This is a genomic window from Mesorhizobium sp. M9A.F.Ca.ET.002.03.1.2 (assembly GCF_003952365.1).
Taxonomy (GTDB): domain Bacteria; phylum Pseudomonadota; class Alphaproteobacteria; order Rhizobiales; family Rhizobiaceae; genus Mesorhizobium.
Map to the genome: position 1 here is coordinate 5,319,314 of NZ_CP034443.1, position 9,862 is coordinate 5,329,175.

Sequence of the window (9,862 nt, forward strand, 5' to 3'; positions counted from 1 at the left end):
GGGTTATTTGATGCGGGCGACGCCACCCGAGATTTCGATCGTCTCCGAACCAGTCAGCGCCTCGAGGTCGCCATTCGGCATGGTAACGAAACACCCGTTCGGGCAAAATTCCGCGGTTTCGCCGGCGGCCAGCGCCAACTCCGTCTTGCCACCGCCTTCGGTCACGACCAGCGTGCGGGTCTCGGCGTCCTTGTTGACCGCGCTGGCGGCGAAGGCCGAACCGTCCACGGCAAGAAGAGCGATGGCGGCGACGAGAGACTTCCACATTGCAATATCGGTGTTTCCACCGCCTCTGTTGCATTTCGCAAGGCATTCTCGCCCTTTGCATGTGAGCTTATATGACATGGAAGCTGAACGGCAACTGAATGCCGCATTCATGCCGCAATTGCTTTCGCTGTGTCGAGAGCCGGGCCGGGCCGGCATCACCTGAAGCTCGACAGGGCCTAATCGGGATCCGGCTTGCGGGTCTTTCGCCCTGATTTGGCCAGGCGTTTCGTCTCGGCCGCAGCTTCAGCGGCCGCGCGCTCCTGCTCGGCGAAATCAGCCTCGATCTTGTCGTCGTCGATCGGCCACGCCTCATGCTTCTTGGTCTCGACGACGGCGCGCGGCGCCGATGGAATTTCGATATGCTGGTCGGCAAACAGATCGAGGACGGCAAACCGGATGTCGTTCTGCACGATGTTGCCGTTCATCACGTCGGCCAGGAACACACGGATTTCGAATTCCAGAGCGGCTGGCCCGAAATTGGTGAACAGCACGAAGGGTTCCGGATTTTTCAGCACCAGCGGATGGCCGCGCGCGATCTCCAAAAGGACAGCATGGACCTGCTTGACGTCGCTGCCATAGGCGACGCCGACCTTGACGTCGATGCGACCGAGTTTGTTGCGGTGCGTCCAGTTGCCGACGGCATTATTGATCAGGTTTGAATTGGGCAGGATCACCGACTGCCGCTGGAACGTCTCGATCTCGGTGGCGCGCACACTGATCTTCTTGACCGTGCCGCTGATGTCACCAGCGACGATCCAGTCGCCGACCTTGAACGGCCGCTCGGCCAAAAGGATCAGACCGGAGACGAAGTTGGAGACGACATTCTGCAGGCCAAAGCCGATACCGAGGGACAGGGCGCCGGCGACAAGCGCCAGGTTGGAGAGATCGATGCCCGCCGCCGAAATGCCGACGAGTGCTGCGAGCGCGACGCCGGCATAACCGACCGCCAGCCTGATCGAGTTGCGCACGCCGGTATCGACCTTGCCACGCGCCATCACCGAGCCGTCGAGCCAGCCCTGGAACCAGCGCGTCAGGAAGTAGCCGATGATGAAGACAACGATGCCGGTCAGGATGCCGGTCACCGAGATCGTCACCGAGCCGATGGTGAGGCCCGTCGCCAGCTTGTAGCCCCAGGCCTCGATGTCGCCGGGCTGAAAGCCCCAGGTCAACAGGATCAGCGGCAGGAACACCAGTACGATCATCAGGTTGATGGCGACGCTGACGACCAGGCCGAGCTGGTCGAGTGCGGACTCCTCGTAACTGGAATGGGCCGATAGCCAGCGCCCGATCGACGTGTTGGCGAAACCGCCTTCCTCGCCGATCGCCCGCGCCGACAGGAAGCCGATATAGGCGGTGACCAGAATGGTGCCGGTGACCACGACCTGCAGGGAGACAAAGATGGCAAGGCCGATATAGCCGAGCAGCGCCGCGGCGATGGTGGAGAGGCCGAGCGCGACGGCGATGTAGCGCAACCACGCCGGCCAAGGACGCCAGGTCCCGTCGGCAGTCTTGAACGGTTTCAGCAGCCCCATCAGGATCAGGATGACGCCGACGATGATGGTGGCGACAAAACTTCTGGCGATGGTCAGCGACAGCGGCGAGCCCATCTTGTCGTTGACGACCGACAGGAAATTGTTGATGCCGATGACGACCGCCATGGCGGTCGTCAACCGCACCAGCCAGCGCGCCGGCTCGGTTTCAACCGGTATCAGGCGCCAGTTCGGCAGTCGTGGCTCCAGCGCCGCATTGGTCAGCCGGTTGACGCAGAACACCACCGCGAGAACCCCGACCAGCGCATTCAGGAAAACGCCAATATCGCCGCGCAACACATTGTAATAATTGAAAAAGAAAACGGTCGAGACCAGGAAAACGCCCACCGCCAGCGTCGGCAGCAATGTCGACCAGAACGCCACCGACAGCCGGCTGAGATAGGAAGGATCTTCGACGGAAGGGTCCGCTTCGAACACACGCCCGAACAGGCGCCGCCCACCGATAAAAAGCACGGCCGCCAATGAAAGTGCCGTCAAGGTCGCGGCCAGCACGGCCTGGAACTTGAACTTGAAGACGAAGGTCAGCCATGATGACACCGCCTTGTAGAAGCCGGTAAATTCATCGTTGGCATCGGAAATGACCTCAGGGCTTAGTGCATCGGACAGCACGTAGCGCTTGGTGAGCAGGTTGCGAAATAGCTCGCTGCGCACATTAGCGATCTTGTCAATGAGGCCGCTGATACGGATTGACAGGTTTTGCGCCGCGGCGATGACCGCATTGATCTCGGCCTTTTCGGACGCCAGCGCCTGACGTTCACTGGTCACGATGTCGGGCTCGGGCGGCTGGCCCTCGGCCGGCGGCGCCCCGAGCTGCTCGAGCCTTGCGTTGATCTCCGTAAGGCGCGGGCGGAAGGCAAGCGCGCTGTTCAGCGCACCTCGCGACATTTCCTCGAGCTGCAGGCGGATATCGACGAGGCTGGCGTCGTCTTCGCCGTCCTCTTGGATTTTCTTTTCGAAATTGTCGGTCTTTGTCGTCAGGTCCTGCAGGATTTTCTGCTGGTCGGCGATCAGCTCGGAGGGAGCCTGGCCAAGCTCCTGCGCCACCACGTCCAGCGACTGCGGCGCCGAGACGATAAGCGCAAGGATCAGGACTAGGCGGAGCAGTCGGAAAAGCATGATTGTCTGGCGACTCACGGACGGCAAGGTGTTCTAAAGCTCGTCCTTGATAAAGACGCTCATACCACGGAGCAAGCCATCCCATTGCGCCGGTCCTTTCGGAGTCGGCCAGTCGAAAAGCGATGGCGCAATATTGGCTTTGCGGCGGAGGCCTGCTCTATAGTGTGCCGCATCGCCCAAAACGGATGACAAAAAGAATGGCGGAATATTCGGCCTTTTCGCTTCTCAAAAATGCACTGACCGGTAACAAGGACTGGAAGCCGGCCTGGCGCAAGCCGGACCCGAAGGCGTCCTATGACGTGATCGTCATCGGCGGTGGCGGCCATGGCCTGTCGACCGCCTATTATCTCGCCAAGGAGCACGGCATCACCAATGTCGCGGTGCTGGAAAAGGGCTGGCTCGGTTCAGGTAATGTCGGCCGCAACACGACGGCTGTCCGCTCCAACTACCTGCTGCCTGCCAACACGCGCTTCTACGAACATTCGATGAAGCTGTGGGAGAATCTTTCGCACGACCTCAACTACAACGTCATGTTCTCGCAGCGCGGCTGCCTGAACCTGGCGCACACGCCTGCCCAGCTCGACGATCTTGCGCGGCGCGGCAACGCCATGCGTCATCTCGGTGTCGACGCCGAGCTGATGACCACTGCTGAGATCGCACGTCTGGTGCCGGCGCTGGACGTATCAGGCACGGCGCGCTTCCCGATCGTCGGCGGACTTATGCAACCTCGCGCCGGCACCGCCCGTCACGATGCCGTCGCCTGGGGCTATGCGCGCGGCGCCGACCGTCGCGGCGTCGACATCATCGAGAATTGCGAGGTCACCGGCTTCCTGCGCGATGGCGACCGTGTCACCGGCGTGTCGACCTCGCGCGGCGATATCCACGCCAAGAAGGTGGCGGTCGCGGTGGCCGGCAGCACCGGACGCGTCATGCAGCTTGCCGGCATCGAGACGATGCCGATCGAGAGCCATGTGCTGCAAGCCTTCGTGACGGAATCGCTGAAGCCGTTCGTCGATACCGTCCTCACCTTCGGCATGGGCCATTTCTACATGTCGCAATCCGACAAGGGCGGCCTCGTCTATGGCGGCGACCTCGACGGCTACAACAGCTACGCCCAGCGCGGCAGTTTGCCTATTGTCGACGAAGTGATGAGCGAGATGCTGGCGCTGTTTCCAGGTCTCGCCCGCGTCCGCATGCTGCGCTCCTGGGGCGGCGTCTGCGATATGTCGATGGACGGTTCGCCGATCATCACCACCGGCCCGCTGCCGGGCATGTATCTCAACTGCGGCTGGTGCTACGGCGGCTTCAAGGCGACGCCGGCCTCCGGCTGGTGCTTTGCCTGGACCATCGCCAAGGATGAGCCGCACGACTTCAACGCGCCCTTCACGCTCGATCGCTTCCATCGCGGCCTGGTGATCGACGACAAGGGCCAGGGCGCGACGCCGCGGCTGCATTAGACCATGATCCCTAAAAGTGGAAACCGGTTTTCGGACAAGATCATGGTCAAACAAAAAGACACAATCCCATGCTGATCACCTGCCCCTATTGCGGCCCGCGCGACGTCATCGAGTTCACCTATCAGGGCGATGGCAACCGCCAGCGCCCTCAACCTGCCTCGCAGGACCTCGACGCCTGGAACGCCTACGTCTACGACCGGCTGAACCCGGCAGGTGACCACAACGAGATCTGGCAGCATTCCGGCGGTTGCCGCGTCCATCTCAGGGTCGTGCGCAACACGCTGACACACGAGATCTCCAGCGTCGCCTTCGCGCGCGGCGACCACAAAGCCGCTATGCGCCACAAGGCGGAGGGCAAGTCGTGAGCCCGCGCCGCATCGATACCGGCGGCCGGATCGACCGGCTGCGAACCATTCGGTTCACCTTCGACGGCGCGCCCTACACCGGCCATGCCGGCGACACGCTTGCCTCAGCGCTGCTGGCCAATGGCGTCACCCTGTTCGGGCGCTCGTTCAAATATCACCGTCCGCGAGGCGTGCTGACATCAGGCGTCGAGGAGCCGAATGCCTTGGTGACGGTGTTGCGGGGCGAGGTTCGCGAGCCCAACATCGCCGCCACTATGATCGAGATCTATGACGGGCTGACCGCCGTCAGCCAGAACCGCTTTCCATCGCTGTCCTGGGATGTCAGCGCCGCCAACCAGCTCGGCGGCAAGCTTCTGTCCGCCGGCTTCTATTACAAGACCTTCATGGGACCCGTGATCGGCCCGCTGAAGGGCACGCGTTTCTGGATGTTCTGCGAGCATTTCATCCGCCGCGCCGCCGGCCTTGGCCGCGCCGGGATCGCTGCCGATACGGCGCGCTATGAGCGCATGAACGCTTTCTGCGATGTGCTGGTGGTCGGCTCCGGCCCGGCCGGGCTGATGGCCGCCAAAGCCGCCGCCGATCAGGGCGCCCGTGTCATCCTCAGCGAGCTCGAACCGCATTTTGGCGGCTCGGCCAACTGGTCGGGCGAGACGATCGACGGCATGCCGGCCGCCGATTGGGCGGCTCGAACCGCCGGCCAGCTCGAAGGCTATGACAACGTCCGGCTGCTGCCGCGCACCACGGTCTGGGGCTATTACGACGGCAACACGCTCGCTGCGCTCGAACGTGTTACCGACCACAAGGAGAGGCCCGGCAAAGGCGAACCGCGCCATCGCTATTGGGCAATCCGCGCCAAATCGGTGGTGCTGGCCACCGGCTCCTTCGAGCGGCCGCTGGTGTTTCCGGGCAACGACCGGCCAGGCGTGATGCTGGCGCATGCCGCCGAGCGCTATGCCAATGAGTATGGCGTGCTGCCGGGCAGCAGGATCGCGCTCTTCACCAACAATGACAGCGCCTATCGGGCAGCGCTTGCGCTGAAGAAGGCCGGCGCGGCGATCGTCGCCATCGTCGACGTGCGGCCGGAGCTTTCGAGCGAGACGCACAAGCTCGCCGAAGAAGCAGAGGCCAAGAGCCTCTCCGGTCACGCAGTGGTTGCCACCGAAGGCGGCAAGGCGCTGTCCGGCATCAAGGTGCAGCGCTTCGACATGGCCAATGGCGCGCTGACAGGCGACGCGCGCAGCATTCAAGCCGACTGCCTGCTGATGTCGGGAGGCTGGTCGCCGACCATCCATCTGGCCAGCCAGGCCGGCGCCAACGCGCAGTGGAATGCTGCAAGACAGGCCTTCCTGCCGCCGAAGCCAACACAGCAATGGATTGGCGCCGGCGCCTTCACCGGCAGCTTTTCCACCGCCGAGGCAATCGCCGAAGGCCGCGCCGCCGGCCTTGCCGCAGCGGGCGGAACGGGCGCGCCGGTAGCCTTGCCCGCCGTGGAAGCCGCACCCGGCGATCCCGATCCGGCGCCGGTGTTCGAGATCAAGGCCAATGGAAAAAGCTTCGTCGATTTCCAGCACGACGTGACGGCGGAGGATGTTCGGCTGGCGCATCGCGAAGGCTTCGTTTCGGTCGAGCACCTGAAGCGCTACACCACGCTCGGCATGGCGACCGACCAGGGCAAGAGCTCCAACATACCCGGCCTCGCCATCATGGCCGAAGCATTGGGCAAGCCGATCCCGAAGGTCGGCACGACGCGCTTTCGCCCGCCTTTTTCGGCGGTGTCGATCGGCTCGCTGGCCGCGGAGCGTTTCGGCGACCTGAAGCCCGAACGGCTGACGCCGATGCATGACTGGCACGTCGCCAACGGTGCGACCATGTACTCGGCCGGCCTCTGGTATCGCCCGATGATCTACGGGCTTTCAGGCGAAACGATCGAGCAGGCCTATGTGCGCGAAGCCAAGGCAACCCGAGAGAGCGCAGGCATCGTCGATGTCTCGACGCTGGGCAAGATCGCCGTACAGGGTCCGGACGCGGCGGAATTCCTCGACCGGGTCTACACCAACATGTTCTCGACGCTGGCCGTCGGCAAGGCTCGCTACGGGCTGATGCTGCGCGAGGACGGCTTCGCCTTCGACGACGGCACGACATGGCGGCTCGCCGAACAGGACTTTTTGATGACCACCACCACCGCCAATGCCGGCAAGGTGATGCAGCATCTGGAATATTTCCTCGACGTCGTCTGGCCGGAGCTGAAGGTCCATGTCACCTCGGTGACCGACGAATGGGCGGGAGCGGCGATCGGTGGGCCGAAGGCCAGGGCAATTCTTGCCGCTTGCGTCACCGGCACTGCCGTCGATAACGCCACCCTGCCCTTCATGGGTATCGTGCGCGGCAAGATATCAGGCGTGCCAGTGATGATCTGCCGGCTGTCCTTCTCCGGCGAAATGGCCTTCGAAGTTTACTCCGGGGCCGGATACGGCACCCATGTCTGGGAAGCGTTGATCGAAGCCGGCAAGCCGTTCGGATTGGTGACTTACGGGCTTGAGGCGCTGGGCACGATGCGCATCGAGAAAGGCCACGTCACCGGCGCCGAGATCGACGGCCGCACCACGGCACGCGACCTGCATCTCGACTGGATGCTGTCCAAGAAAAAGCCCTTCATCGGTTCGGCGATGATGGATCGCGAGGGGCTGATAGCGCCCGACCGCCTGGAACTCGTCGGTTTGATTTCGCTGGACAACCAGCCGCTCAACGGCGGCGCTCACATCGTCGAGACGCTTGACGAAGCCAACCCGCACGATTCCATCGGCCACATCACCGCTTGCTGCTATTCACCGGCGCTCGGCAAATACATCGCGCTCGCTTTGGTCAAGGACGGTAAGGCACGGCTTGGCAGGCGCGCCCATATCTCCGATCCCCTGCGCGGCCGGTTCGGCCCGGTCGAGATCGTCTCCAATCACTTCTTCGATCCGGACGGGAGCCGCATGCATGGTTGAGCGTCAATCACCGCTTGAGCTGGAATTGCGCACCGGCTCGCACGGCGATTTTGAGCACGGCATCGACGTCATCCTCTCCGAAACCAGGCCGGGATCGATCCTGCAGCTCGCTGCCTGGCCGGGCCAGGAGAAGAAGCTGATCGCCGCTATCCGCACCGTTACCGGCCTTGCCCTGCCCGATGGCGCCGGCGCCGGCAGCACCGACGGCGTAAGGTCGGTGTTCGGCTTCGCGCCGGGAAAATTCACCGTGGTCGACGAGGCCGAGGGCCTGGTGCCGGCCTTTGCCAACGTCGTTACCCCGGCCATCGGCACGGTGACCGACCTGTCGCACGGCCGCACCGCGATCCGCATCGCCGGACCGAAGGCCGAATGGGTGCTGGCGAAATTCTTCGCCATCGACTTCGCGCTGCCGGCCTTCCCGGTCGGTGCCGGTCGCTCGACCGTGCATCACGACGTCTTCGCGCAGATCCAGCGCACCGGCGCCGACCAGTTCGACATCTACGTGTTCCGCTCATTTGCGCGCTCGTTCTGGAAGGCGCTCTGTCACGCCAGCGAGGAAGTCGGCTACGAAGTGCAGTAGACCGAGGCGGCGCATCGTCACCTCACTTGGCGTCACCTCACTTGGTGAAGGTAACCCACTCTTCCAGCGGCGCGCGGTCGGTGCGGAATTCATTTTCAGGCTTCGACGTGTCCTCATGGCCGAGCGCCATGCCGCAGACGACGATCTCCTCGTCGGGAATGTTGAGCACTGGCCTGATTTGCCGGTGATAGGGCGCAAAGGCGGCCTGCGGACAGGTGTGCAGGCCCCTGCCCCGTGCCGCCACCATGATATTCTGCAGGAACATGCCGTAGTCGATCCACGAGCCCTTGTTCAGCCGCCGGTCGATGGTGAAGATCATGCCGACCGGCGCGTCGAAGAAAACGAAGTTGCGGTCGTGCTGCGCGCGCATCCTGTCCACCTCGCGCCGGCCGATGCCGAGGACGCCGTAGAGGCCGAAGCCGTTGGCCCGCCGGCGGCTGAGATACGGTTCGAAGAATTGGTCCGGGTAGTAGCGATACTCGTCCCAATCGGCCTTTTCGGCGCGGATACCGGAACTCAAGATTGCGTCGGTGATCCGCTGCTTGACCTCGCCCTTGGTCACGTAGACCCGCCAGGGCTGCATGTTGGTGCCCGAAGGTGCACGCGCCGCAACGGAGAGAATGGCACGGATCGTCTCATCGTCGACCATGTCGGGCAGAAAGGCGCGCACCGAACGGCGCGACGTGATCGCCTCGTCGACGATCGCCTTGGCAATCCGCGTGTTGTTTTCCAGCATGGGCCGTCCTTAGCGCATGACCCCGGAAACCGGAATCGCTCTATCGGGGATCTCGACCGGACGCCCCCCTCGCCGTTCGCGGCCGAGCCTTTGCATGAACCGTCAAAATGGCGCAAGCAAATCTTGTGATCCATGAAAATCAACTTGATTTTTTCACAGAGGTGGGCTCTCGTGAAAATCGGCTAATATTTTTCATAAAGGAAATGGCTTTGCCTCTAGCCGTCAGATCGGAACGGGAAAACGTCGACCGACTGCTGGCCGGCGACATCAGGGCGCTGCGCAGGGCGCGCGGACTGACGCTTGCCGAGATCGGCCTGAAGCTCGGCCGCTCCGTCGGCTGGGTCAGTCAGGTCGAGCGCGGTCTGTCGATACCGTCGCTCGGTGATCTCAGGGCCTTCGCGGAATTGTTCGGCGTGCCGGTCAGCCTGTTCTTCAGCCATGACGTGCCGGTCGAGAACGAGCGCGGCGTGGTCGTGCGCGCCGGCAGCCGCCGAACGCTTGGCACAAGCGATTCCGGCCTGGTGGAGGAGCTTCTGTCGCCCGATCTCGGCGGTAGCTTCGAGATGCTGCGTTCGGTCTTCGCGCCGGGTGCGGAGATGAAGACCGAGGCGCGCCGGCCGACGGAGGAAGCCGGCTATGTCGCTTCCGGCAGCTTCGACATCGAGATATCAGGCGTCTGGCACCGGCTTGGTGAGGGCGACTCCTTTCGCTTCGACGGCAAGCCGTTCCGCTGGCGCAATCCTGGCGCGGAGCCGGCGGTAGTCATCTGGGTGGTTTCGCCACCTGTCTACTGAATATAGG

8 protein-coding genes are annotated in these 9,862 nt (G+C 63.3%); 5 read left to right on the top strand and 3 right to left on the bottom strand.

Annotated features, from left to right (window positions below; translation table 11 throughout):
• Positions 1–3 precede the first annotated feature (3 nt).
• Positions 4–267, bottom strand: a complete 264-nt coding sequence (locus EJ066_RS25780; protein WP_126042765.1) for a hypothetical protein — start codon at positions 265–267, stop codon at positions 4–6.
• Positions 268–443: 176 nt separating this feature from the next.
• Positions 444–2,933 (bottom strand): mechanosensitive ion channel family protein, encoded by a 2,490-nt coding sequence (locus tag EJ066_RS25785; RefSeq protein ID WP_126042766.1) that lies wholly within the window; start codon positions 2,931–2,933, stop codon positions 444–446.
• A gap of 197 nt (positions 2,934–3,130) precedes the next feature.
• Here EJ066_RS25785 and EJ066_RS25790 point away from each other — a divergent pair, with 197 nt between their 5' ends.
• The 4 genes from EJ066_RS25790 (at position 3,131) to EJ066_RS25805 (ending at position 8,325) form a co-directional block, all read left to right on the top strand.
• Entirely contained in the window at positions 3,131–4,390 is a 1,260-nt protein-coding gene (locus EJ066_RS25790) for a sarcosine oxidase subunit beta (RefSeq protein ID WP_126042767.1), read from the top strand.
• Between the two features lie 68 nt (positions 4,391–4,458).
• On the top strand, positions 4,459–4,755 hold the full coding sequence (locus EJ066_RS25795; protein ID WP_126042768.1) for a sarcosine oxidase subunit delta: 297 nt from the start codon (positions 4,459–4,461) through the stop codon (positions 4,753–4,755).
• On the top strand, positions 4,752–7,745 hold the full coding sequence (locus EJ066_RS25800; protein WP_126042769.1) for a sarcosine oxidase subunit alpha: 2,994 nt from the start codon (positions 4,752–4,754) through the stop codon (positions 7,743–7,745). Before EJ066_RS25795 ends, EJ066_RS25800 begins: the two co-directional genes overlap by 4 nt.
• The gene (locus EJ066_RS25805; protein WP_126042770.1) at positions 7,738–8,325 is read left to right on the top strand and encodes a sarcosine oxidase subunit gamma; all 588 of its coding nucleotides are present in this window, start codon (positions 7,738–7,740) and stop codon (positions 8,323–8,325) included. The genes EJ066_RS25800 and EJ066_RS25805 overlap by 8 nt, the downstream gene beginning before the upstream one ends.
• A 37-nt stretch (positions 8,326–8,362) precedes the next feature.
• Here the strand turns inward: EJ066_RS25805 and EJ066_RS25810 are convergent, their stop codons facing one another.
• The gene (locus tag EJ066_RS25810; RefSeq protein WP_126042771.1) at positions 8,363–9,061 is read right to left on the bottom strand and encodes a nitroreductase; all 699 of its coding nucleotides are present in this window, start codon (positions 9,059–9,061) and stop codon (positions 8,363–8,365) included.
• A 203-nt stretch (positions 9,062–9,264) separates the two neighbouring features.
• Here EJ066_RS25810 and EJ066_RS25815 point away from each other — a divergent pair, with 203 nt between their 5' ends.
• Positions 9,265–9,855, top strand: a complete 591-nt coding sequence (locus EJ066_RS25815; RefSeq protein ID WP_126042772.1) for an XRE family transcriptional regulator — start codon at positions 9,265–9,267, stop codon at positions 9,853–9,855.
• Positions 9,856–9,862 lie beyond the last annotated feature (7 nt).

What these genes read in the sequence shown, in the direction of transcription:
- EJ066_RS25780 (WP_126042765.1), bottom strand. Translation starts at nt 267, where the DNA reads ATGTGGAAGTCTCTCGTCGCCGCCATCGCTCTTCTTGCCGTGGACGGT.
- EJ066_RS25785 (WP_126042766.1), bottom strand. Translation starts at nt 2,933, where the DNA reads ATGCTTTTCCGACTGCTCCGCCTAGTCCTGATCCTTGCGCTTATCGTC.
- EJ066_RS25790 (WP_126042767.1), top strand. Translation starts at nt 3,131, where the DNA reads ATGGCGGAATATTCGGCCTTTTCGCTTCTCAAAAATGCACTGACCGGT.
- EJ066_RS25795 (WP_126042768.1), top strand. Translation starts at nt 4,459, where the DNA reads ATGCTGATCACCTGCCCCTATTGCGGCCCGCGCGACGTCATCGAGTTC.
- EJ066_RS25805 (WP_126042770.1), top strand. Translation starts at nt 7,738, where the DNA reads ATGGTTGAGCGTCAATCACCGCTTGAGCTGGAATTGCGCACCGGCTCG.
- EJ066_RS25810 (WP_126042771.1), bottom strand. Translation starts at nt 9,061, where the DNA reads ATGCTGGAAAACAACACGCGGATTGCCAAGGCGATCGTCGACGAGGCG.
- EJ066_RS25815 (WP_126042772.1), top strand. Translation starts at nt 9,265, where the DNA reads ATGGCTTTGCCTCTAGCCGTCAGATCGGAACGGGAAAACGTCGACCGA.